24 protein-coding genes are annotated in these 25163 nt (G+C 41.3%); 13 read left to right on the top strand and 11 right to left on the bottom strand.

The genetic code is table 11. The features are described 5' to 3' along the window. The first annotated feature begins 6 nt into the window (after window positions 1–6). From LS48_RS01515 to LS48_RS01455, 13 genes are all read left to right on the top strand, one after another. Window positions 7–399 carry a group III truncated hemoglobin gene (locus LS48_RS01515; protein WP_062619257.1) on the top strand — a complete coding sequence of 131 codons (393 nt, stop codon included), beginning with the start codon at window positions 7–9 and terminating at the stop codon, window positions 397–399. Further along, window positions 399–866, top strand: coding sequence for a hemerythrin domain-containing protein (locus LS48_RS01510; RefSeq protein WP_062619255.1), 468 nt, complete (start codon window positions 399–401; stop codon window positions 864–866). The genes LS48_RS01515 and LS48_RS01510 overlap by 1 nt, the downstream gene beginning before the upstream one ends. A 111-nt stretch (window positions 867–977) precedes the next feature. Then, window positions 978–1703 carry an iron-sulfur cluster repair di-iron protein gene (gene ric / locus LS48_RS01505; RefSeq protein WP_062619253.1) on the top strand — a complete coding sequence of 242 codons (726 nt, stop codon included), beginning with the start codon at window positions 978–980 and terminating at the stop codon, window positions 1701–1703. Between the two features lie 135 nt (window positions 1704–1838). Continuing rightward, window positions 1839–3050 carry a hypothetical protein gene (locus LS48_RS01500; protein WP_062619251.1) on the top strand — a complete coding sequence of 404 codons (1212 nt, stop codon included), beginning with the start codon at window positions 1839–1841 and terminating at the stop codon, window positions 3048–3050. A gap of 119 nt (window positions 3051–3169) precedes the next feature. Beyond that, window positions 3170–5575, top strand: coding sequence for a heavy metal translocating P-type ATPase (locus tag LS48_RS01495; RefSeq protein ID WP_062619249.1), 2406 nt, complete (start codon window positions 3170–3172; stop codon window positions 5573–5575). Window positions 5576–5638: 63 nt separating this feature from the next. After that, window positions 5639–5866, top strand: a complete 228-nt coding sequence (gene ccoS / locus LS48_RS01490; protein WP_062619247.1) for a cbb3-type cytochrome oxidase assembly protein CcoS — start codon at window positions 5639–5641, stop codon at window positions 5864–5866. Window positions 5867–5879: 13 nt separating this feature from the next. Beyond that, window positions 5880–8081, top strand: coding sequence for a cytochrome-c oxidase, cbb3-type subunit I (gene ccoN, locus LS48_RS01485; protein ID WP_062619244.1), 2202 nt, complete (start codon window positions 5880–5882; stop codon window positions 8079–8081). Between the two features lie 2 nt (window positions 8082–8083). After that, a complete protein-coding gene (locus LS48_RS01480; RefSeq protein ID WP_045079983.1) occupies window positions 8084–8281 on the top strand; it encodes a cytochrome c oxidase subunit IV in 198 nt (65 codons plus the stop codon). Further along, on the top strand, window positions 8278–9261 hold the full coding sequence (locus LS48_RS01475; protein ID WP_062619242.1) for a cbb3-type cytochrome c oxidase N-terminal domain-containing protein: 984 nt from the start codon (window positions 8278–8280) through the stop codon (window positions 9259–9261). Before LS48_RS01480 ends, LS48_RS01475 begins: the two co-directional genes overlap by 4 nt. Before the next feature lie 34 nt (window positions 9262–9295). Then, window positions 9296–10717, top strand: a complete 1422-nt coding sequence (gene ccoG / locus LS48_RS01470) for a cytochrome c oxidase accessory protein CcoG (RefSeq protein WP_062619240.1) — start codon at window positions 9296–9298, stop codon at window positions 10715–10717. Between the two features lie 13 nt (window positions 10718–10730). Next, window positions 10731–11177 (top strand): FixH family protein, encoded by a 447-nt coding sequence (locus LS48_RS01465; protein WP_045079980.1) that lies wholly within the window; start codon window positions 10731–10733, stop codon window positions 11175–11177. 127 nt (window positions 11178–11304) lie between these two features. Further along, window positions 11305–12042, top strand: coding sequence for a sulfite exporter TauE/SafE family protein (locus LS48_RS01460; RefSeq protein WP_062619237.1), 738 nt, complete (start codon window positions 11305–11307; stop codon window positions 12040–12042). A 185-nt stretch (window positions 12043–12227) separates the two neighbouring features. Beyond that, window positions 12228–12416, top strand: coding sequence for an LPXTG cell wall anchor domain-containing protein (locus LS48_RS01455; RefSeq protein WP_045079978.1), 189 nt, complete (start codon window positions 12228–12230; stop codon window positions 12414–12416). A gap of 54 nt (window positions 12417–12470) precedes the next feature. On the opposite strand, the gene LS48_RS01450 is transcribed toward LS48_RS01455, so the two are convergent. From LS48_RS01450 to LS48_RS01400, 11 genes are all read right to left on the bottom strand, one after another. Next, window positions 12471–13091, bottom strand: a complete 621-nt coding sequence (locus tag LS48_RS01450) for an SCO family protein (RefSeq protein ID WP_062619236.1) — start codon at window positions 13089–13091, stop codon at window positions 12471–12473. An 11-nt stretch (window positions 13092–13102) separates the two neighbouring features. Continuing rightward, window positions 13103–13795 (bottom strand): formylglycine-generating enzyme family protein, encoded by a 693-nt coding sequence (locus LS48_RS01445; RefSeq protein ID WP_078056360.1) that lies wholly within the window; start codon window positions 13793–13795, stop codon window positions 13103–13105. A gap of 89 nt (window positions 13796–13884) precedes the next feature. Next, entirely contained in the window at window positions 13885–15351 is a 1467-nt protein-coding gene (gene nirK / locus LS48_RS01440) for a copper-containing nitrite reductase (RefSeq protein WP_045079976.1), read from the bottom strand. A gap of 27 nt (window positions 15352–15378) precedes the next feature. Continuing rightward, a complete protein-coding gene (locus tag LS48_RS01435; protein ID WP_062619234.1) occupies window positions 15379–16662 on the bottom strand; it encodes an alginate export family protein in 1284 nt (427 codons plus the stop codon). A gap of 104 nt (window positions 16663–16766) precedes the next feature. After that, a complete protein-coding gene (gene hemN, locus LS48_RS01430; RefSeq protein WP_062619233.1) occupies window positions 16767–18131 on the bottom strand; it encodes an oxygen-independent coproporphyrinogen III oxidase in 1365 nt (454 codons plus the stop codon). Window positions 18132–18312: 181 nt separating this feature from the next. After that, on the bottom strand, window positions 18313–19830 hold the full coding sequence (locus LS48_RS01425; RefSeq protein ID WP_062619759.1) for a catalase: 1518 nt from the start codon (window positions 19828–19830) through the stop codon (window positions 18313–18315). Window positions 19831–20086: 256 nt separating this feature from the next. Further along, window positions 20087–20905, bottom strand: a complete 819-nt coding sequence (locus LS48_RS01420; protein ID WP_062619232.1) for a universal stress protein — start codon at window positions 20903–20905, stop codon at window positions 20087–20089. A gap of 81 nt (window positions 20906–20986) precedes the next feature. Next, a complete protein-coding gene (cls, locus tag LS48_RS01415; RefSeq protein ID WP_062619231.1) occupies window positions 20987–22441 on the bottom strand; it encodes a cardiolipin synthase in 1455 nt (484 codons plus the stop codon). Between the two features lie 70 nt (window positions 22442–22511). Next, window positions 22512–23150, bottom strand: a complete 639-nt coding sequence (locus LS48_RS01410) for an HdeD family acid-resistance protein (protein WP_062619230.1) — start codon at window positions 23148–23150, stop codon at window positions 22512–22514. Between the two features lie 74 nt (window positions 23151–23224). Next, window positions 23225–24037 carry an SDR family oxidoreductase gene (locus LS48_RS01405; RefSeq protein ID WP_062619227.1) on the bottom strand — a complete coding sequence of 271 codons (813 nt, stop codon included), beginning with the start codon at window positions 24035–24037 and terminating at the stop codon, window positions 23225–23227. 12 nt (window positions 24038–24049) lie between these two features. Beyond that, window positions 24050–25123 carry an AOC03_06830 family ribosome hibernation factor gene (locus LS48_RS01400; RefSeq protein ID WP_062619225.1) on the bottom strand — a complete coding sequence of 358 codons (1074 nt, stop codon included), beginning with the start codon at window positions 25121–25123 and terminating at the stop codon, window positions 24050–24052. Window positions 25124–25163 lie beyond the last annotated feature (40 nt).

Here is a 25163-nt window from a genome sequence, read left to right as displayed (position 1 = left end):
TATACAATGACGAAGGATATACTGAAATTAGATGACGTAAAGCATTTGGTAGATTCCTTTTATGGAAAAATACGAGAGGATAAGTTACTGAAAGAAATTTTCAACAGTAATATCCAAGACCGCTGGCCGCAACATTTGGAAAAGATGTACACTTTTTGGCAGACTGTTTTATTGAGTGAGCATACTTACTATGGCAGTCCATTTCCACCACACGCAAAAATGCCCATTGATAAAGAACACTTTGACCGGTGGCTGCAATTATGGTTTGAAACCATAGACGAAAATTTTACGGGTGAAATAGCCGACGAGGCAAAATGGCGGGCATCAAAGATGGCTGAAATGTTTCAGTTTAAAATTAATTATATCCGCGAGAAATCTGGGTCTAAATACGTTCAATAATGGAAAAGAAAAAACCGATTAAAAGACACAAAGCCTTGCAGCCCTTGAGCCGCCAGCATCATTTTGGCCTACTTTTTAGTTGGAAATTGCGCAAAGGTTTCAGCAAGAATATTGCTCCGGAAAGACTTCAAAAATATGCCGCCTGGTTTTTTGAGGAAGAAATAAAGCCACATTTTGAAGCCGAGGAAAAGTATGTCTTTCCCGTTTTGGATGAAAACAATGAGTTGATAGTGCGCGCCTTGAAGGAACACAGGCGCTTGGAACGGCTTTTTAAAGAAGCAGACAATCCCGAGAAATCCCTGAGCCAACTGGAAGAAGAACTGGATGCGCACATTCGTTTTGAGGAACGTATCCTCTTCAATGAAATCCAAAAAGTGGCTACCGAAAGCCAACTTGAAAAAATTGCGGAAATCCATTCCGAAACCGAAACGCCCCCGGAATATTCCGATCCATTTTGGGAGAATTGATCTTTTTTCAAATATTTTAAGATAAAAACATCCTTTTATGATTTAGGTCATATTTTGGGTGTTATTTTATACTGAAATTTGCCCCATACTATTCATAAAAAGATTGATACCATGACAACACTTCAAGAAAAAACCGTAGCCGATGTGGTTACAGAGAACATAAAGGCAGCCCACATTTTCAAAAAACACGGCATCGATTTTTGCTGTGGTGGTGGCATTAGCATTAAAAGAGCTTGTGAAAAGGCAAAAATAGATCCCGCTATTCTGGAAGCTGAGCTTTTGAGCCTTGATGCGGTACAGGACCGGGCCAAAGACTACAACAGTTGGAAACTGGATTTCTTAACAGACCATATTATAAATGTACACCATACTTACGTGGAGGAAAACAGCCCAATGCTGTTACAATACGCGCAACGAGTAAACCATGTTCACGGCCATCATTATACCGAACTTGGAGAAATCGAGGCTTTGGTAAAACAAGTTGTGCAAGAATTGGCTTCGCATATGAAAAAGGAAGAATTGATTCTTTTCCCCTTTATCAAAAAGCTGGTCAAGGCTGAACGCGAAGGTGGAGACATTCCTGCAATCCATTTCGGAACCGTTGAAAATCCTATAAAAATGATGGAGGCGGAACACGAGGAAGCCGGGGAAATACTTAGACATATAGCGAAGTTAAGTAACAATTTCACCCCGCCCCAGGGCGCTTGCAATACCTATCGTGCATTTTACGCGAAACTTGATGAATTTGAACAGGATCTGCACCAGCACGTACATTTGGAAAACAACATTCTGTTTCCAAAAGCCTTGAATTTGGAGAAAAAGCTTAAAAAAAATTAACCTGCTTTTAAAATTATCCCCGGCCCCAAATCGTAGATTTTTTTATTTGATTGGTTTTTAGGACAGTTCGGAAAATTGGCAACTTTGAATGTTTGCTGCCAAAAATCCGGACTGTTTTTTTAATTTTGAAGCTTGATGGATTTAAGAAAACACATAGCCACAGCGCTCCTATATTTTTTGCTCGTGGCGCTTATGGGCGTATTGTTGCGGTTTTTCTTTGTAACACCCATTTCGCTTAACTATAAATATATACTCCACGCACATTCCCACACGGCTTTGCTGGGCTGGATTTATTTAGGGCTGACCACTTTAATCTATAAAATTTTCCTTTCCGAAGCAAAAAAGCCGAAACTGTATAAACGCATTTTTTTATTTACAAATCTTTGTATTGTGGGAATGCTTGTAACTTTTCCCATTCAGGGGTATGCGTTGTATTCCATCATTTTTTCCACGTTGTTTTTGTTCGCTTCCTATTGGTTTGCCTGGTTTGCAATGAAATATATTCCGCATTATTTTAAACAGCGATTTTCCTGGAAACTCATAAAAACCGCGCTGTGGTATTTGGTCATTTCCAGTATTGGCCCGTGGGCAATTGGCGGCGTGATGGCAACTCTCGGCCCGGAATCCATTTGGTACAAATCCTCTATTTATTTTTATCTGCATTTTCAGTATAACGGTTGGTTCCTAATTGCTTTGTTGAGCGTTTTGTTCTATGTTTTTGAGGAAAAGGGAATCCACTTCAACTCCGAAAAATTGAAATCGTTTTTTCTGCTTTTGAATTTTGGAGTGATACTTACGGTCTTTCTTTCTTTCCTTTGGTTTGTACCGCCCACGGTCATTTATATTTTGGGACTGGCCGGCGCCGTGGCCCAGCTTTTGGCATTTTTTGAACTTTATTCATTATTGAAAAACCATTTTTCGGTTTTGAGAACTGAGTTTGGCCCAGCTTGTTTTTTTCTTTTGAAATTTGCCGGAGCCTTGCTCGCTCTTAAGATTTTGATGCAGGTTTTCTCCGCTTTTCCCTACATCGCAAACTTAGCTTTTCGATTGAAGGATTTTGTAATCGGCTATTTGCATATGGTTTTCCTCGGCATCGTAATCATGGCAATGCTCGCCTTTTTGGAATATTTCAAATTGATAAAACTGTCCAAAAGCTTTTTGTGGATTTTCTTTTTCGCTTTCATCAGCACCGAGCTGCTTATTTTCTATAAAGCCTTTGCGCTTTGGCTGGGCCTGCCTTTTTTCGCTGAATATTATTGGCTGTTGGCCATTTTAAGCTTTGCCTTTCCGCTGGCGGTGGGAATTTTATTTTTCAGAAACATTAAAAGTTCATATCTTTCTGCTTAAGGCAAAATAATCGTGCGAACGGTTATTTCAGAATAAGATAAAAGCTGATAATTGTCATTTCTCGAAACCAAATCTCTTGCAACCTTTGCAACAGGTATAACGAGCAATTTTTTAGATTGATGGTAAACTGTTTCCATTGTGGTGATGCGTGTTTGGACGTTGAAATCAAACATGAGGAAAAATCCTTCTGCTGTCACGGCTGCAAGACGGTTTTTGATATTCTGCACGACAACCATTTAAGCTATTATTACGATCTGGAAAATACGCCCGGCATTTCCCCAAAAGAAATTGCGGGGAAATTTGATTTTTTAGACAATGAGGCAATTGTGGAAAAATTGCTGGAATTTAACGACGGCAATACGCAGATTGTTTCTTTTTTGATTCCTTCCATCCATTGTAGTAGTTGCATTTGGATATTGGAAAATCTCAATAAACTAAATCCTTCCGTTAAATCCTCACAGGTTAACTTTCCCGAAAAAACGGTACGGATTACTTTTTCTACTGAAGAGAATTCGCTTAAAAATTTAGTAATTCTTTTAAGCCGAATAGGTTACGAACCCTATATTTCGCTGGACGATTCCGAAAAAAAGGAAAAATATATCAACCGAAGCCTTATCTACAAACTTGGCATAGCGGGATTTGCCTTTGGAAATATTATGTTCCTCTCATTTCCCGAATATTTTGAGCATTCCGAATTCTGGCTGGACCAATTCAAGCCGTTTTTCCGCTGGTTGATGTTCGCGTTTTCGCTGCCCGTGGTCTTTTACTCAGGAAGCGGGTATTTTACTTCTGCATATAAAGGACTTCGTTCTAAAATCCTAAACATAGACGTTCCCATCGCTTTGGGCATCGCGGTGCTTTTTATACGAAGCACGATAGACATAGTATTCGACTTGGGCACTGGCTTTTTTGACAGTCTCTCGGGCTTGGTTTTCTTTTTATTGCTTGGGAAATTTTTTCAGCAGAAAACCTACAGCTATCTTTCCTTTGAGCGCGATTACAAATCGTATTTCCCAATTGCCGTTACAAGACTTTTTAAAAATGCCGAAGGAAATACCATCGAGGAACAAGCAGAGGTTTATACCGTACAGAAAGGCGACCGCTTGTTGATTCGCAACAACGAAATAATTCCCGTAGATGCTATTTTAATTAAGGGAAATGCACTCATTGATTACAGTTTTGTTACCGGTGAAGCGGAGCCTATTTCAAAACAGAGTGGTGATAAACTTTTTGCGGGCGGCAAGCAACAAGCCGGTATTTTGGAAGTGGAAGTTCTGAAACCCGTAGCCCAGAGCTACCTTACCCAACTGTGGAGCAACGACGTTTTCAGCAAGGATAAATTCGGCATTTTTGAATCGATTACGGATAGTATCAGCAAACGATTCACTGTCGTTCTGCTTACCATAGCATTTATTTCTACCATTTTTTGGCTTGTGGTCGATCCTTCCAAAGCCTTTAATGTGTTTACCTCGGTTTTGATTGTGGCCTGTCCGTGCGCTATTGCCCTTGCTGCGCCATTCACTTTGGGCAATGTGCTGCGCATCTTCGGAAGGGAAAAACTCTATTTGAAGGAAGCCTCAGTAATCGAACAAATGGCGAAGCTGGATACCGTGGTTTTTGACAAAACGGGAACCCTCACTACCAACCAAAAAAATATGATTAGCTATGAAGGCATTGCGCTTTCAGAGGAAGAAAAACAATTGCTCACGAGTACGCTTCGGGCGTCGAGCCATCCCTTGAGTCGCTCGCTTTATAATATGCTCGACAAAAATAATATCCAAACCTTGGATGAATTTGAAGAAGAAGTAGGGAAGGGGATTTCCGCAACTGCTAAAAACAATTCCATAAAAGTGGGATCCTATGAATTTGTGGGGTATTATGATGAATTGACTTCGGAAGTAAAAAATAGAACTACGGTACACATCAGTGCGAATCAAGTTTACAAAGGCTGTTACATTTTTAACAGTGAGTACAGAAAAGGTGTTGCCGAAATTTTTGAACAGTTGGGTATCGATAAAGATGTGGTTGTCCTTTCGGGCGACAACGAAGGCGAGCGTGAACGGCTTGAAGAATTACTGCCCAAAGGCACAAAACTATATTTCAACCAAAAACCGGACGACAAGTTGAATTTTATAAAAGCCCTTCAGCAAAATGGAAAGCAGGTACTTATGATTGGTGACGGTTTGAACGACGCCGGTGCCTTAAAACAGAGCGATGTAGGTTTTGTTATTTCGGAAAACACAAACGTTTTTTCCCCCGCTTGCGATGGGATCTTGCACGCTACCCGATTTAATAAAATAGGTGATTTTTTGAATTTTTCGAAAAAGGGTATAAAGATTATCAAATGGGCATTTTTATTTTCCCTATTTTACAATCTAATAGGGTTGACATTTGCGGTTACGGGACATTTAAAACCAGTGGTTGCTGCTATTTTGATGCCCCTAAGTTCAATAAGTATTGTTATTTTTACAACAATAGCTACTCAATATGTGGGAAAGAAATTAAGAACGAATATAAATAAGTAAAATTGACGAATGTCATATTTTAAGGGCGTTTGCAATAATATTTTTGAATCATAATTTTCAGGTATGACAATAATTTATATGCTATTGGCAATCAGCGTTTTTGTGGCGCTCATTTTTTTTGCGCTATTTATCTATTCCGTAAAGAAAGGCCAGTATGACGATACCTATACGCCTTCCGTCCGTATGCTTTTTGAGGATGAACTGGTAAAGGAAGGCAGCGCGAACATAAAAAACACTTCAAAAAAAACCATAACCAAACCAGAAACCGAGCCTGCCACCTGGCAGGAATAATTCTATTAAAACTATGCAAACAGAACAGTTTTACTACGACAACCAGATTGTCAAAAAATTCATCAATGCAACCATTTTTTGGGGCCTCATTGGTATGAGCGTGGGCTTATTGCTCGCTTTTATGTTTTTGTTCCCAAACCTGACCGATGGTATTTCGTGGCTCAGTTTCGGGCGTTTACGTCCGCTGCATACAAACGCGGTGATCTTCGCCTTTGTGGGTAACGCCATTTTTGCAGGGGTTTATTATTCCACCCAGCGTTTGCTGAAAGCGCGAATGTGGAGTGATTTTCTAAGTAACCTAAACTTTTGGGGTTGGCAGGCGATCATTGTTGGCGCTGCGATAACGCTTCCGTTGGGCTATACAACTTCAAAGGAATATGCCGAGCTTGAGTGGCCAATTGATATTGCCATCGCAATAATCTGGGTAGCCTTTGGTATCAACCTGATTATGACGATGGTAAAAAGACGCCAACGCCATTTATACGTTGCCTTGTGGTTCTATCTGGGAACTTGGGTAACGGTAGCAGTTTTGCATATCGTGAACAGTATGGCCATTCCGGTGAACGCCCTGAAGAGTTATTCCATGTATTCCGGTGTACAGGATGCGCTGGTGCAATGGTGGTACGGGCATAATGCGGTTGCGTTCTTCCTTACCACGCCTTTCCTTGGTTTAATGTATTATTTTGTGCCGAAAGCGGCCAATAGACCGGTATATTCCTACCGACTATCCATTGTACACTTTTGGTCGTTGATTTTTATTTATATCTGGGCAGGACCGCACCACTTGTTGTATTCCGCACTGCCGGAGTGGGCCCAAAACTTGGGCGTTGCGTTCTCCGTAATGCTTATTGCTCCATCTTGGGGAGGTATGATAAACGGGCTTTTAACCCTGCGCGGCGCTTGGGATAAAGTTCGGGTTGACCCCGTATTGAAATTTATGGTAGTGGCAATTACCGGTTACGGGATGGCAACTTTTGAAGGTCCAATGCTTTCGCTTAAAAACGTAAATGCAATTGCCCACTTTAGCGATTGGATTATTGCCCACGTTCACGTTGGGGCACTGGCCTGGAACGGATTCCTGACCTTTGGTATGATCTATTGGTTGGTACCGCGACTTTTCAAAACAAAATTATATTCCGTGAAATTGGCAAACGCCCATTTCTGGATTGGAACATTAGGTATTATAATGTATGCCCTTCCTATGTATGTAGCAGGTTTTATGCAAGCTTCTATGTGGAACCAATTCAACCCAGACGGTACGCTTACCTACGGAAACTTCCTGGAAACCGTTACCCAAATTATCCCAATGTACTGGATGCGCGCCATAGGTGGAACGCTCTATATTACGGGAGCCTTCATTTTACTTTATAACGTTGTAATGACGGCAAGAAAAGGTAGCAAGGTTACTGATGAATTGGCCGAAGCTGCGCCACTCGCCCCGGTAACGAAAAGGCAGGCTGCCGGTGAAGGTTGGCACACTTGGCTTGAGCGTCGCCCTGTTAAATTGACCATTTACGCAACCATTGCCATTTTAATTGGAGGTATGGTGCAAATTATACCTTCGCTAATGGTAGATGATTATGTGCCGAAAATTTCAAGTGTGAAACCATACACACCTTTGGAATTGGAAGGTAGGGATATCTATATCCGTGAAGGTTGCGTAGGCTGCCATTCGCAGATGATTAGACCATTTAGAAGTGAAGTGGAACGTTATGGTGAATATTCAAAATCTGGGGAATATGTATACGATCACCCATTCCTATGGGGAAGTAAGCGTACCGGTCCTGATTTGCATCGCGTGGGTGGAAAGTATTCAGATAACTGGCACTTGAACCATATGTACGATCCGCAGAGTACTTCCTCAGGTTCAATTATGCCTTCCTATAAATGGTTGATAAATTCAGAATTGGATAAATCAGACACCGAAACAAAAATGCGCACGATGGTAACCTTGGGAGTTCCCTATACCGAAGAGGAAATAGCGAATGCGCAACAATGGATGGATGAGCAAGGTGCAAAAATTGAACAGAATCTATACAGCGATCCAGATTTTGTGGCTACGTATGAAGCCAGCAAGAAATACGCTGAGGAAAATGGGGAAGCATTTGTAGAAATGAAAAACCGTGAGATAGTTGCCGTTATTGCTTATCTGCAACGTTTGGGAACTGATATTAAAGTACAGAACACCGAAGATGCTTCGGCTAAAAACGAATAGTTATGTTGAAATTTGTAAAAGGAAACCTCGAGAACATAGACAACGTTCAAATATATCCATTGATTTCGCTATTAATATTCTTCATCTTTTTTGTGGTACTCTTTTATTGGGTAATTACAGCCAAAAAAGAACATATAAAGGAAGTAAGCAATATTCCATTGGACTTAGATACTAACAACCAAAACGAAGAACTACTATGAAAACCACAGCATCATATTTAAGAGTTATCGGCTTTATCATCCTCGCCTTTTTTCTCTTGGAATTAATCATTGACTCCGGTGACCAATGGGCCATCGTAAAATATCCTATTATTTGGGCTGTTCTGGGCATGTTGTTCTTCTTCGCAATTGCATTGGAAATTATTGTTGCTGCCCTTCAACGTGTATTATTTGACGGCTTGACCGGTGAAGCCCAAGAACGGTATCTTTTAGCGGAGAAAATGCGGGAAGATAATCGTTTCGGTTGGTTCAAAAGAAAATACAAGGAAATGCTCGATGCCAAACCTGTGGCAAAAGAGCAGGAAATTGTATTGGACCATAACTATGACGGTATTCGTGAATTGGACAATAACCTTCCACCGTGGTGGGTGTATATGTTTTATGCGACCATCATCTTCGCAGCTGTTTATTTAGTTCGGTACCACATTTTTGATGGCACGAACCAAACAGAGGAATATGAAATAGAAATCGCGCAGGCCAAGGCGGAGGTAGATGAATATAAAAAGAACAATAAAGACTTAATCGATGCCAATACCGTAGAATTACTTACCGATGCGGGCGATATTGAGGCAGGAAAAAGCATATATATTGCCAATTGTGTAGCTTGTCACAAGGATTCCGGGGGAGGAGGTATAGGTCCAAACCTTACCGATGACTATTGGATTTTAGGTGGTGGAATAAAGAATATTTTCCATACCATAAGCGAAGGTGGTCGTGCCGGAAAAGGGATGATTGCTTGGAAGACCGACCTTAAACCAAGCGAAATGGCCCAAGTGGCAAGTTATGTTATGACGCTTCACGGCACCAATCCGGTGGATGCCAAGGAGCCTGAAGGAGACATTTGGGTAGATGAAAATGCCCCCGTTGATAACGTAGATGTAAAAGTTATAGACTCTACTACCATTAAAATTGAAATGACCAACGATCCGGTTATTGATGATATACAGGCAGAAGGAAAGTAACTTTATATATATAGGAACCATTAAAAATTAAATTTTGGATACCCCCGAAAACGAACGTTTCCGCGATAGTATAGGCACCATCGATGAAGAAGGCAAGAGAGCATGGGTTTACCCAAAAAAGCCTTCCGGAAAACTGTATCAGTACAGAAAATATGTAAGCTATATCTTGCTCGCGTTTCTGTTCGTAGCACCGTTTGTGAAAATTAACGGGAACCAATTTCTGCTCTTCAACGTTTTGGAGCGCCGTTTCAATATTTTTGGATTTCCATTCTGGCCGCAGGATTTTTATCTTTTTGTGATCATGATGATTATAATGGTCGTATTCATTATTTTCTTTACGGCCGCCTTTGGAAGAATTTTCTGCGGATGGATCTGTCCCCAGACCATTTTCATGGAAATGGTTTTTCGAAGAATTGAATATTGGATAGATGGAGATCGCGGGGCACAGATCCGCTTGGATAAGCAACCCTGGAATGCCGATAAAATAAAAAAGCGTGCCCTTAAGTGGTTTATCTTTTTTATCATTTCATTCCTCATTGCCAATATTTTTCTTGCCTATTTGATAGGTAGCGATCGGTTGGTTCAATATATTGTTGATGGACCGTTGGAGCACATTAGTACCTTAATATCATTGTTGATATTCACGGCGGTGTTCTATTTCATCTTTGCTTGGTTCCGAGAGCAAGTCTGTATTATAGCTTGTCCCTATGGAAGATTACAGGGCGTGTTGCTGGACAATAAGTCAATAATTGTGGCGTATGACCACAAACGGGGGGAAAAGGAAGTAGGTCGCGCAAAGTTTAAAAAGAACGAAGATCGCGAAGCTTCCGGAAAGGGAGATTGTATAGATTGCTTTCAATGCGTTCACGTTTGTCCTACCGGCATCGACATACGGAACGGTACACAACTGGAGTGCGTAAACTGTACGGCTTGTATTGACGCTTGCGACAGTATTATGGAGGCCGTTAACTTACCCAAAGGCTTGATTCGCTATGCAAGTGAGGAAAATATTGAAAAGAAAGCACCTTTCAAATTTACTCCCAGATTGAAGGGATACACCGCAGTTTTGGTTATCCTAATCGGCGTGCTTACCGGGATGTTATTTTTAAGAAGTGATGTGGAAGCAAATATTCTGAGACTGCCAGGACAGCTTTACGAACACAAGGATAACAATATTATCAGCAATGTTTTCACCTATAAATTGCTCAACAAAACCACGAAAAATATTGATAACATCCACTTTAAGTTGAAATCGCCTAAGGGAACCATCCACAGCGTAAAACAAGGAGAAATAGTAGTTCCCGCACAGGGATTGGCTGAGGGAACACTTTTTATTGAAATTAACAATGCAGCTTTGAGCGGCGATAAAAACCGTGCGGTAATCGAGGTTTATAGTGGTGAGGATCTAATAGAGACCACAAGCGTCACTTTCCTTGGGCCTAGAAGTTACAATTAATTAAGAACGAGCTATGAAAATAAATTGGGGAACAGGATTGGTGATTGGGATGGTACTTTTTATAGGCTTTATCCTATTTTTCGTAATAAAAATAAGTACCGATAAGCAGTACGATTACGATCTGGTTACCGAAGAATATTATAAGAAGGAATTGGTCTATCAAAAGGAAATTGATGATAGAGCCAATTCAAACTCCCTAACGGTCAATATTACAGGTGAAAAAACGGACCAAGGCTGGATGCTCACGTTTCCCGGAAACTTGGATTATTCCAAAATTACAGGTACTGTTTTTCTGTATAGACCGTCCAATAAAAAGCTTGATTTTCAAGAGCCTTTAAAGCTTTCGTCCAACAGACTTTTGATCCCCGATGAACGATTGGTAGCCGGACGATGGAACACAATTGTACAATGGAGTTATGAAGGAAAGGATTATTTATATAAAAAGGAAATAGTTTATTAGTGGATGAGTTGAGAAGTTTAAAAGTTTAGGTTTCATTCAAATTTTGAAAATGTATTAAATTAACCCTTAACCCTTAACCCTTAACCCTTAACCCTTAACCCTTAACCCAGAAACCTGAAACAAAAAAATGCTATACACCGCCCTCATATTTGGATTATTGGGAAGTTTTCACTGCGTGGGAATGTGTGGTCCCATAGCATTTCTGTTGCCGGTGGACAGAAGTAATAATGTGAAGAAAGTTGGGCAGATTTTTCTCTATCATTTCGGAAGAATTTTCGCTTACAGTATTATTGGGCTCGTTTTCGGATTGGTGGGAAAAAGTTTGAATCTCTTCGGTTTTCAGCAGCAACTTTCTATTTTTATAGGAGTTTTGATGCTTGCGGTAATATTTATTCCGCAGAAAGCTTTCAACAATTACAATTTTTCTAAACCAATTTATCGTGTCATTCCCAAAGTAAAATCGGCGCTGGGAAAGGAACTCAAAAAGAAAACCCCAGATACTTTCCTTACAATTGGTTTCTTAAACGGTTTCCTGCCGTGTGGTCTAGTTTATATGGCAGTTTTTGGAGCTATCGCTTCAGGCAATGCCCTACAGGGAAGTTTGTATATGGCCGTCTTCGGACTGGGCACCATTCCCTTAATGACTTCCGCCATATATTTGGGCAATTTTTTAAACGCTCAGGTAAGGCAGCGCATCCGTCGTGCCATTCCTGTGTTGGTGGTAATTATAGGCTGTCTTTTTATAGTTCGAGGCTTGGGGCTGGGAATTCCCTATGTATCACCCAAACCAATGACCGAAAACGTTGAGGCCAATTATGAATGTAAGACAGTAGCCTCAGAAAATAAAACAATCAGTAACCAATAAAATATTCAAATTATGATAAGTGCAATGATTCCTTTAGCAAATTGGGGCATAGGTACCGCACTAATAATCGTTTTCGCGGTGGTTTGTGTAGTGCTGAGCGCGATGGTAATAAACTTTGTGATGAAAGGGAAAAAGAATGAGTAATTCTCTTTATTTTTTAGTAACTTAAATTTAAAATTACCGTTATGCAAAATATAGACAGTATCTACTTAGTGGACTATTCCGGAGGGGTAATTGCTACCATTATCTCCATAATTGTAGCTTTTGCTATTATTGGCGGACTGCTTTTTTATGTTAAGAAAAAGCGCAGGAACAAAAAAGGGATGGTTCATAACAAGCCTAAAAAGAACGATCACCCGGAGAATTTGAAGTAAAAAAAGTCTGCTTCATAATGGAAACAGACTTTTTTGACGGATTGCCAATAATTTTTATTTTGCCAATTCAATAATTGCTGCAATGGTTTCTTTGTTGTCCACGCCCAGCCCTTCTTGCTGATGAACCATTTCGCCGCGCTGGTCAAAAACACTTATAATGTTTGAGTGCGAAAAATCCATTGGCGAAATCTCTTTGTAATTAACCGCTAAGACAGCCGCAAATTCGCGCGTGTCGGCTTCTGTGCCTCGCAGGAATAGCCATTTTTCATCTTCCATTTCATTTTCTTTACTAAAAGCTTTAAGTCTTTCAGGCGTATCGGTTTCTGGATCTATACTTACAAAAACATATTGTACGTCGTCCTTTTTTTCCTCAGGCACTTGTTTTTCAATATTTCGCATATCTGCAACCAAACGCGGGCAAGCGGCCTTACAGGTGGTATAGATCATAACCATAACCACAACTTTTCCCTGCAAATCCTTTAGTTCAATTTCTTCACCATTCTGTGTAGTCCAGTGGGAGGGAAGGTTATAGATGGACATTTCCGGAATAGCTTCATTCTCTGCCTTTTTTACTTTAGAAGCTGTAATGGCTTCAGCATCTTTTTCTGAATTGTTATTGCAGGAAAATAAACCCACCAATGCAATTATAATTGCGATATATCTTAAATATTTCATCTTGCTATTTTTTAGTTTTCAACATCCTTCGCACAACGAAAGCCTAAGTTTTGGGAAGAATAGCGCGCTTTCATACTTCCGCGAAAGGCATAGCGCATAAAAGCTGCGTAATTCATTAAGTCTGAAGCACCGATGGCCGCGCTTCCGCAGAATAGATTTGAGTCTTTGTCTCCGTCTTTTCGGGATTCCCCTGAGATTAGGACAGAATTAAAATCCAATGTCCATTCCCATACCAAACCGTGAAGATCATAGATTCCCCAATAATTTTTGAAGGTTTCACCTATGGGGTTTTTAAATGTTTTTGGGGTTTCATACCAGTTTAAAATAAACTGGTTGTAGGATTCTATCCTTCGCGCATCCTGCACTTTTTCATTGGCCATGGCGGCGAATTCCCATTCGTCCATGGTCGGTAAACGTTTGCCTTGGCATTCGCAGTATTTTTTGGCAGCAAACCACGAAATGTTAGTTACTGGGGCATTTGGTAGCCCTTGAAAAGTTTCGTCATTTTTCCAATTGGTCAAATAACTTTTATCGGCAAATAGGGGTTTTACGTTGCTCTTTTTCCATTGCGGATTTTCTTCAACGAATTTTAGAAAATCTTCATTGGTTACTGGATATACGTCCATTAAAAATGGCTCCACTTTTACAGTTCTGTCCTCGGCACCGTAGAGCGGTAAATAAACACCGCCCTTCACTAAGCTCATCTTATTATTTTGTGCGGTAACTCCACAAAATATTAAAGAAAAGACTACGGAAAGGGCGGCGCTATTAAACTTCAATTTGATCAAATTTATTATTTATTTCTAACGGCTTTAACCATTTCTGGAGTAACCTCTTTTTTGGAGTTGCCCCAACTATTATAAACGTAAGTAAGTACGTTTGATACTTCTTCATCTGTAAGTGCCTGAGCAGTCATCACGCTATTGTATTTTTTGCCGTTTACGGTTATTTCGCCCGATTTTCCGTGCAAAACAATATCAATAGCCCTGTCCACATCAGCATTTAAATAGTCTGAATTTGCCAATGGAGGAAAGGCGTTTTCAATACCTTTACCATCAGCTTGGTGACAGGCAGAACAGGTAGCCATATATTTATCTTTACCAAAGGTCATACGCTCCTCAAAACTTAAGGCTTTTACTTCTTCCTTGGGTTCTTTTCTCGCTCCGTTTGGCATAGACTGGATAGCTCCACCTTCCGGCAGGTAAATTCCATCGTGAATTTCACCAGAATAGATACGCTTGTCTTCTTCACCTTCTACTTTTAACATAGCTAAAGCACCTTTATTAAAGGCTCTGAAAATGGAGTGGTCCACAAGTATAAATGTACCGGGAACATCCACGCGGAATTCCACAATTGCCGCGCCACCCGCAGGAATTAGTGTGGTCTGTACATTATCGTTTACTAAGTCACCGCCTTCCACATATACTTTGTCAAAAATTTCTCCAATAACGTGGAAAGATGAAACCAAGTTAGGCCCGCCATTTCCAACAAAAAGACGGACTTTTTCACCAACCTTCGCGGTAATGGCATTGTCGCCTGTCATTGCACCTACGTGACCATTGAATACCACATAATCTGCCTTTTCATCGATGGCTTTTTGCATATCGAACGCCTGTAGGCCACGATCGCCGTATTTGCCTTCGGTATAGAAATCACCCTGCATAATGTAATATTCTTTGTCCACTGGAGGTAAGCCACCTTCCGGCTCTACCAAAATAAGCCCGTACATTCCGTTGGCAATGTGCATTCCCACGGGCGCGGTAGCACAGTGGTACACATAAAGTCCTGGGTTAAGCACCTTAAAGGAGAATACTTTTTCGTGGCCGGGAGCTACAAAGGAAGATTCTGCACCCCCACCGGGACCATTCACGGCGTGAAGGTCAATGTTGTGCGGAAGTTTGTTGTCAGGGTGATTTTTCAGGTGAAATTCCACCTCGTCGCCCACGCGGGTTCTGATAAAACTTCCCGGAACAGTTCCCCCGAAAGTCCAATAAACATATTTTACGCCATTGGTCATTTCGCCCTCACGTTCTTGTATTTCCAAGTCCACGATTAGTTTTTTGGCCATTCGTTTTCCTACGGGAGTAGGTACGTTGGGTGGGGAGGTAAGTTCCGCAATCATTTCCTGATTTACGGGAATTTCCACCGTGTCGTTATATTTTTTGTCTGACTGGTCGTTCACGCAGCCCGAAAGAAATGCCACCGCGCCAAGGCCCAGAAGCATATTGGTAATTAATTTTTGTTTGATAACTAATTTCATAGGTTCGGTTTTTAAAATGTGGTTGTTTTATTGGTTATTATTATCAGTTTCTGGTTTTTGCCAAGTGAATAGTACAGGGTCTATGGTCACCATTACCCAACCCCAATTATTTGTATTCTTGTCAAAATTATTTTTTACGATTTCTATACCTTCTGCCGCAAAAAAGTGTGAATACCCAGCTTGGATACCCACGAATTGGCTCAATTTGTGCGAAGTTACCAAATCTAATTCAAAGCCCAAATCTTTTGACGTATTGTCATCTATTTCCGCGGCAGCGAAAAACTGGTGAAATGCCAATTGAACGTTAGACTGTTTATTGAAAGCATATTTCACATTTCCATATAAGTCCAGCAAGCCAACATTGTTGATGTGGTTGCCTACATAGAAGTAATCCATAAACCCATTAAATTTATGATTAGTGCCATACAATGGGTTAAAAGCTTTGTTTTCTCCATCGGAAGGGGCGCCGTAATCATTTCCACTCTGTAACTCGCCGCCTAAGCCAATTTTTAAACTTTCCAATGCGGAATAATTTGCTTCAAGTGAAAGGAGGTAAGCGCTCAAATCATTATTTGCCACATCCTTTCCGAATTGATAGTAAAGATTTGAGGCAAAATTGAATTTACTCAAATTAGCCTTTAAATGTAGTCCCGCAGTTTGGCTATAGCGCGTATCGTTTTTTGATTCGTCTATTTCGTCTATATATTGCAAGCCATTGTTCACAAATAGGAAGCTCGCCGAAAGTTGCTCCCACTCCTTGTGAAACCATAGATATTGAAGACTTTTATAGGTATTTGTGGTAAGGATATTTCCAGTCAAGGCCTCCCCATCCTGATTGTATGCTGCGCCAAAATGAAACTTCAAAAAGTTGGGTTCATATTTTAAAATAGCGGCATCGTGGCTTCTGCCTTGCTGTGCCCAACCCACATTTCCGAAGAAACGCTGGTCATCGTATATAATTTCCTGGCGGCCAATTTTTAGGGAAAGCTCTGAAATCAACAAGACATCTGCCCAGGCTTGGTGCAATGAAAATCCGTTTTCGTCTGCAACGTTCAGCTGTGGCACATCGCCCCAAACCCTCACGTCCTGGGGACTTAAATAGAAATGAAGCTTTTCGGTTTTGTAACCGAAGTTCAATCGCGTGCGCTGCGAAACGAAGGTCGCGGGGTCTGCATTATCTGGAAAGAGGGTTTTGTAACCGTGCCTGTATTCAAAGCGGGGACGCAATTCGGCGTCAATGGTAAACTGTGAAAATCCCTTGGTGAAACTAAGTATCAGTAGGAAGAGAAACACACTTTTTGAAACCTTCATAAAATGTTTTTTTTGATTTCTGATACAAAGGTCAGGATTGTGTTTGCGGTAAAATATGACGTAAGTCACAAAATGAAAAAAAACTCAATCTTTTGTAAAATTGACTAAACCGTCATTGAAAACAACTGTGTTTCGGGCTGGCTTCGTTGCAGGAGCACATCAAACGCCATGCAGATGTTTCGCACGTAAGGCCTTCCTTTTTCGGTAATCTGAAGTTGATTGGAACCTACTTTTACCAGGCCGTCGTCTTCCATTTCCTTGAGTTTGGAAAGTGCTGCGGGCAGTTCCTCAAATTGCATTGCCTTTTCTTCCCAAGAAGTTTCCAGCCTGCACATCATATTGAGAATGTGTTTGCGGATAATTAAATCCTCAGCATTCAGGATATGTCCGCGATATACAGGAATAATATTTTGTTCCACCAATTCCTGATATTCCTCTACGTTTTTCACATTTTGACCAAAACTGTACCAACTGTCGCCAATGGCAGAAACGCCAAGCCCCAGCATGAGTTGGGTCTTGCTATCGGTATAGCCCATAAAATTGCGGTGCAGTTTTTTGCTTTCCACGGCTTGGTAGAGGCTATCGGTTTTAAGGGCAAAGTGGTCCATCCCGATTTCAATATAACCAGCCTCTTCCAGCATTTTTTTGCCGGTTTCGTACATTTCGCGCTTTTCAGCAGCACTGGGCAAATCTTCCTCTTTAAAGCCGCGCTGGCCATTTCCTTTTATCCACGGCACGTGGGCGTAGCTGTAGAAAGCAATGCGGTCTGGCATCAATTCCTTGGTTTTTTCTATGGAATAAATAACGTGTTCCTTTTTCTGAAAGGGAAGCCCGAAAATAATGTCGTGGCCCACGGAAGTGTAGCCAATTTCGCGGGCGGTTTCGGTTACATTTTTTACGTTTACAAAGGGTTGCAGCCTATGGATGGCTACTTGCACCGTAGGGTTGTAATCCTGCACGCCATAGCTTACACGGGTAAAACCACAATCGTAAAGCGTCTGTAGATGGTCGCCCTTGGTATTGTTGGGATGGCCTTCAAAACTGAAGGAGGGATTTTCGGCCATGGTGGCGTCGCGAAAAATTCCTTTTATGAGCAGTCTTAAATTTTCGGAAGAAAAAAAAGTAGGCGTGCCACCGCCAAGATGTAATTCCTTTATAATTGGGCGTTCGGGGAACATTACCAAATAAAGTCGCCATTCCTTTAAAACCGATTCGAGGTAGGGGGTTTCTACATTATGGTTTTTTGTAATGCGCTTGTTGCAGCCACAAAATGTGCAAAGACTTTCGCAGAAGGGCAGATGAATATATAGACTTATGCCTTCTTTGGAATTGCTCTCCGAAAAACTCTGGATTACCCCTTTTTTCCATTCATTCAGGGAAAATCCTTCGTTATTCCAATAGGGAACCGTTGGATAGCTGGTGTATCTTGGGCCCGCGACATTATATTTTGAAACTAAACTGTTTTGCATCTTTTGTCAATTCTGGGGTCAAAAGTACTTTTGAAGCATTTAATATAAAATGATAAATATCAGTTTAAAAGATTGTCGACTTCAATAAAAATCCCCGAAAATCATTGGATTAACGGGGATTTGTGAAATAGGAAATGTCACTATTATAATTATTTCTCTGTATTGTCCAATTATAAAAATATTATGTCTCGTCAGAAGGTTTTGGCGCCCATTTGTTATAGGGCGTCATATCGAAGCTGTTTACTTCTTCCATACTTAATCCCAGTGCCTTTGCCACGCCTTCTCCGTATTCGGGATCGGCTTTATGGCAATTTCTGATATGGCGTATCTGAATAAATTTTTCGGCACCGCCAATTTGGGCGGCCGTATTGTCAAACAATTGTTGCTCTTTTCCATCGGCCTTAATGATTCGGAACAGATCGCCCGGCTGGGTGAAGTAGTCCTCATCGTCATCCCTGAAATTGTGCGCATAGGCAGTGCCGTCCAATTCCAGCGGCGGCTCCTTTGCCTTTGGCTGTTCCTGCCATTCGCCATAGCTGTTTGGTTCATAATGTTTGGTGCCGCCATAGTTGCCGTCCACGCGCATTGCCCCATCGCGATGGAAGGCGTGGTACGGACAAGTGGGTTTATTTACGGGAATTTGATAATGGTTTACGCCCAATCTGTACCGTTGCGCATCTCCGTAGGAAAACAACCTTCCCTGAAGCATTTTGTCTGGTGAAAAGCCTATGCCGGGAACAATATTGGTCGGGTTGAAGGCAGCCTGCTCCACATCCTGAAAATAATTTTCGGGATTTCTGTTCAACTCAAATTCACCGACCGGAATCAGCGGAAAATCTTTTTTGGACCACACTTTGGTCAAATCGAAAGGGTGGAAGCGGTAGGTCTTTGCCTCTTCTTCAGTCATTACTTGAATGAACATTTTCCATTTAGGAAAATCTTTATTTTCAATGGCATCAAAAAGGTCTCTTTGAGAAGACTCGCGGTCGATGCCCACCAATTCCACTGCTTCTTTGTCAGTTAGGTTCTCGATACCCTGCTGGGTTATAAAATGAAATTTTACCCAATGCCTCACATTATCTTTGTTGATGAAGCTATAGGTATGGCTCCCAAAGCCGTGCATATGCCTGTAACCTTTCGGGATTCCGCGGTCGCTCATTACAATGGTAACTTGGTGCAAGGCTTCTGGAAGGAGTGTCCAGAAATCCCAGTTGTTGTTTGCGCTTCTCAGATTGGTTTTGGGGTCGCGCTTTACCGCGTGGTTCAAGTCTGGGAATTTCATTGGGTCGCGGAAAAAAAATACGGGGGTGTTATTGCCCACCATATCCCAAATACCTTCCTCGGTATAAAATTTTAGAGCAAACCCCCTGATATCGCGTTCCGCATCGGCTGCGCCCCTTTCTCCCGCAACGGTGGAAAAGCGGCTGAACATTTCGGTCTTTTTCCCCACTTCGCTAAAAATCTTAGCCTTGGAGTATTTGGTAATATCGTGTGTAACGGTAAACGTGCCGAAAGCACCTGAGCCCTTGGCGTGCATCCTTCTCTCGGGAATTACCTCTCTGTCAAAATTTGCCATTTTCTCAAGAAACCAGGCATCCTGCATCAGCATCGGGCCGCGAGGTCCTGCGGTTTGTGAGTTTTGGTTATCACCAACTGGGGCGCCGGTCTGTCTTGTGAGTTTTGATTTTTTATCCTCCATTGCTTTTGATTTTAAAGTTATTAAATAGCTTATCAATTTACGAAATTTCTTAGTCAATCGGTATGACCCTTCTCAATATTTGCCAAAGGATTAAGGTTTACAGCCTTCTGAAATGAGACTTTTTGTTGAATTTTTCATGAGTTTGAAAAGTAAGTGCAGAAGGGGAGGTCTTTAATTAATCGAATTTTAAAAAACGCAAGGTTTAGCATCTTGCCAGTTTACGACCGATTCCAGGTTTACTTTTTCTGACCCAATTTTATAACTTAAAGGTCATCACCGGAAGTTTTGATTGGTTGGCCAAATCTTCAGAAATACTTCCTCTCAAAAGCCTATTCAATCCTTTTCTGGCGTTGGTGCTTATGGCGATTACGTCGGCATTGGTTTCTTCAGCATACTGCATTAGCCCATCCTCGATGGAATGTCCGGCAATAAATTTCACCTCATTTGCTCCCCCGGCTTCGGAAAACTTTTTCAATTTGGCGGAAAATTGCTTGGAACTGAGAAAATCATTGAACGGACGGTTTACATAAACGGGTTGTATTTCACAGCCCAATTTTGTTAGAAGGGACTTCGCCTTTTTGTAGGCGGGTACACTTTCTACGCTCATATCCGTCGCGAAAATTACTTTTTTAAGGCTGAAATCCGCTGGCGGCGATTTTATAATGAGCACTGGAGTACTACTGTTCCGCACCATTTTTTCGGCATTGGACCCTGCGAAAATTCCGTCCTGTAACGAAAGACCTTGAGACCCCATAATTATCAAATCGGCATTTATTTCGTGGGCCAAGGCATCCACTTCGTTGTAAACTTTGTGGCGCTTTATTACGGGTATTACGTTAACGCCTTCCAAATACTTTTTGTCCAAAAACGGCTCGAGCTGCTTTTCTGCCAATGCCAGCATAAACATCATTTTGTTCATATTTTGGGAATCAGATTTTGAAATAATGGATTCAGATAGCTCCAACATATGCAAAACGTGAAGCGTTGCACCGTGTTCTTTTGCCAAAATGGCGCCGGTTTCCAGCGCAAATTCTGATTGTTTTGAAAAATCCACAGGAATAATAATGTTTTTCATTTTTTATATTTTTTATGGTTTATACTTTAATAAATTTAGATTGCTCTATTTAGCTCATTCTTAGTTTTCAATTGCTTTAAATTACAGGAATGGCGACGTCAAGCGCACCAACTTCTCCCATAAATGGATATAGGTCGGTCTAGCCAGCCAGGTTTTGGCATCAATGAGTTCAGACTCTTGTAAATCTTTTTCAAAAGCCTCCCTCAGTTGGGCGGCGGTAGCTTTACTGTAAACCATTGCGTTTACTTCAAAATTTAGGTCAAAACTGCGGTAATCCATATTTGCGGAACCCACGATGGCCAAATCGTCGTCAATGACCATCGTCTTTGCGTGAACGAAGCCTTTGTTATATCTATAAATTTTTGCGCCGAATTGCAGCAATTCCGAATAATAGGAATTTGCCGCGGCATTCACCATTCTTGAATCTGAAACCCCCGGAATAATAATCTTTACATCTAGCCCCCCTTGCACGGCAATAATCAAGGCATCCATAAGGCTTTCGTCGGGAATAAAATAGGGACTCGTTATAAAGATACTCGATTTCGCGGAGCTAATGGCCTCCAAAAGGGAGTAAAAGATGACGGGTTGCTCGCTGTCTGGCCCGGAGGCTGCAAACTGTACAATCTTATCGTCTAAGTTTTCCTGGTTCGTATTGTCCGGGAAATAATATTCTGAATATTCCAAATGCGACGCACTGCAAAAATTCCAATCGCACATAAATAGATATTGCAGATAGGCACTGGCCTGGCCTCTTATCATTAAATGCGTGTCCCTCCAAAACAGATGGTTTTCCCTGTTTAAATCGTTTCTATATTTGTCGCTCATGTTGATGCCCCCGATAAAGCTGACCATTCCGTCAATGATGACTATTTTTCTATGGTTTCTATAATTGATGCGGCTGGCAAAGGCGTACCAAATTATTTTGTAAAAAGGAGCGGTCTGCACCCCGGCATCGCGCAATTTTTTAATGAACTTTTTTCCCAGCCGGTGGCTTCCAAAATCATCGTATAAAAAACGTACTTCCACCCCTTGCTTTGCTTTTTTGATTAGCAGGTCGGCCACTTGTTTTCCAGTTACATCATTCTCATAAATATAGTATTCAATGTGGATGTGGTATTTGGCGTTTTCTATGGCTTTTAATAATTCCGGAAATTTTTCTTCGCCATTTATCAGGAGTTTCACATCGTTATTTGCGGTAAGCGGACAGTTGCCGGCATTCCGTAAATATTCAACCAAAGTCTTACTCTTTCTTTTGATTAATCCCGAATTGCTTATCGTTTCAGAATAGGCGTTCATTCGGTTTTTGATGCTTTGCCGAAGCGGCTCATCCTCTACAATTTTTTTGGAATACAGTTTTCGTTTTCTATAATTAATTCCGAAGGAAAAATAGAAGATTATTCCTACGAAAGGAATAAATAAAATAAACAGAATGTAAGCCAATGCCTTGGTACTGCTGCGCGTATCATAAAGCACCCGAAGAATGACCAAAATGACCAAAATTATATAAGCAATCTCGAAGAGTAAAATCCACTTCATAAAACGTGATAAATGGGTTTCAAAAAAGCTGTCAAAATTCTACATATTTCAAAAATTGTTAAACTAATGATTAATCATCCCACTCGGCACGGATTTCTTTCACAATCGCATCATACCGTTCTACCAAATTGGCTGATATTCTTTTGGAAGATTTGTGGAGTTTTCTCAATTGAAAAGCCAATAGAATGCTGAAAAGTCCTGCAAACAGGAAGCTTAGCGCTACTAAAATTACAACACTGAGGCCTGCGAATAACGGATTCCATATCAAGATGAATGATACAATTGTACCGATTATGCCCAATACCAAAAGACCGCCCCAATTTTTGCTGCCATATTTTTTGACATCTATGGCAAAGCCGATTGTGGAAATGGAGCGGAAGAGAATTACAAAACCGATATAGAACGCGAGAACGGTTAACGACAAAGTGGGATTTAAGAATAATAGAAATCCCACAATCAACGTTATAATGCCCAATGCGAGGGACCAGCCCCAGTTGTCCAAATGGTCCTTGTTGGCAAGCGCGAATATGCTTTCAGACAGGCCGCTGAACAAAAAGGAAAGCGCAAACAGCAACGATAAGGCCACGAGCGAACCCGCCGGCGAGGAAAATACCACGATGCTCACCACCACAAAGAAAATACCCACGAGCAACGGAATATACCAGTGTTTAATGGTTTGTTTTAAGCTCTTTAAAAATGATGTTTCCATAATTATATTTTTTAATTGTTAAGTTAAAATCGCAAAGGGGGCATTTAATTTTCTTGTGCCCTACCAAAATACCTTTATGCCATTTTTTTAATATTGTGGACCACGCCGCCATCCAACAAAATATCGGTACTTGTAATAAAGCGTGCGGCATCACTCGCCAAAAATTGGACTACGTCGGCGATGTCCTCGGGCTGTCCGTTGCGTTTTAGGGGAGTGGCCTGTTTAATCATTTCCATTCTTTCGGGATGTTCCTCTGCGGCTTTTAGCGCCATTGGGGTTTCAATAACTCCGGGCGAGACCGATACAATTCTGGCACCTTTTTCTCCCCATTTATCGGCGTTTTTATGTGTGAGAAGTTGCACGCCCCGTTTAGCGAAATTGTACATAGTGTCGGAATCGTCATTCACAAATTTGGCTACGGTTTCTAAAGAACCCGATGCCTGTGGGTTTGCGAGCGCCGCGTCGTATTCCTTGTTTTCGGGCACCGTGTGCGCCATCATGGAAGAAAGCAGGATTGCAACCGAACCCGTGTTGGCAAGTTCGTAAAAAGCATCAATCAAAAGTTCAGTCGCCACCAAATCTATGGTATATACTTTTTTGATGTCCTTTACCGTTCCGCTAACGCCGGCGGTATGGACCAGGGCTTTTAAGCGGCCTTTTTGGGCAACGTAGTCCGTCAGTTTTTTTATATCGTTCTTATCGGTTATATCGCAGGCAATCCCCGAAACATCAAAACCTTCCTTTGAAAATTTTGCTACGGCTTCATCCACTTTTTCCTGCGAATAATCGGTTAGGATTATAGAGTGGTCCTTAAAGGCTTTTGCACAAGCTTGACCTATGCCTCCGGCGCCTCCGGTAATTACAATCAGTTTTTTAGAATCTTTCATTTCTTACATTTCTTAATATCTCGTTATAGCTCCAAAGCCGTTGAATTTTGCCAATTCTCCCTTCGGAAGAAAGACTACATCGCCGCCAAAATCCATGTTCATCTCAATCATTTCGTCATATATATCATCAATCACATCCTTGTCATTTCGTTCGGCATCTGATACATATTTAATTTTGCCGTTTTCCAAAACTGCCGGTTGGAACAGGCCTTTTTCTACAAAGAGCGTCTGGATTCGACCTTCATTGATCGCCTTGAAAATTTCATTAGTATCGCTCAAAAATTTGTTGTGGGTAACCGCTTTCAGCAATTCCGATTTTCTTTCCGCATTTCTTTCTTTGATATGGGCTTCCATTGTTTTCCAGGCATCAGATACAATCGCTTGGGCCTTGTCGGCAATTCTGTTGTTATTTAAAAAGGTGTCGAAAATACTGTCCTTTTGATCGGCGATCTTCAGGTATTCGGGATAATTTTCCCCTACCGTACAGATCAGAACCGGAAGCGGGTTCTGGTTTCTTATGGCATTCACTTCCTTATCCACTCTGTTAAAGAACTCGGCAATCAGATTGCGCTGCCTGGAGGAAACCACGGGTTCCATGGTGTTTATATTATCGAATTGGGTGTTTTGCATAGGAAACGGCGCCCCAAACTCCTTTACCACCTTGTCGTTCATTGCTTCTATCAACCGCACTTTGTCCTGGCTCAAAACCAGTACATAATAATTGGCTTCCATATGCATAGCCCTCACTAAATCTCTGGTGGTAAAGGTGTTGTCAATTATAACGCGGTCTGTTACCTGTATGGGCAGTCGGGTAAATTCGGCGATGTCGTGGTTTACGAAAAGCAACAAACTTTCCAGGTTATGGCTATGGTCAATCTGAGCGGCAAGTGTTTTTAGCCTGTCTGCCAGAGCGGTGGTATCCTTTTTTAAAGTATCTGCCATAAGCCTGTCTTCGGCTTCTTTTATTAGATTTTTAAGGGTTAATTCGTCCTTTAGGTATCCCGGTTTGGTTCTGTGGGTATTTAGGATTATGGTAATGCAATTTTCAGAATTTATATTCTTCAGTTTTTTTAATGTTGTATTCATAGTGACAATTTTTTAATGGTTGATCTTTTTTGGAATTAAT

It is taken from the genome of Aequorivita aquimaris (assembly GCF_001573155.1).
GTDB lineage: Bacteria > Bacteroidota > Bacteroidia > Flavobacteriales > Flavobacteriaceae > Aequorivita > Aequorivita aquimaris.
This window is presented reverse-complemented; position numbering and strand designations above follow the sequence as displayed.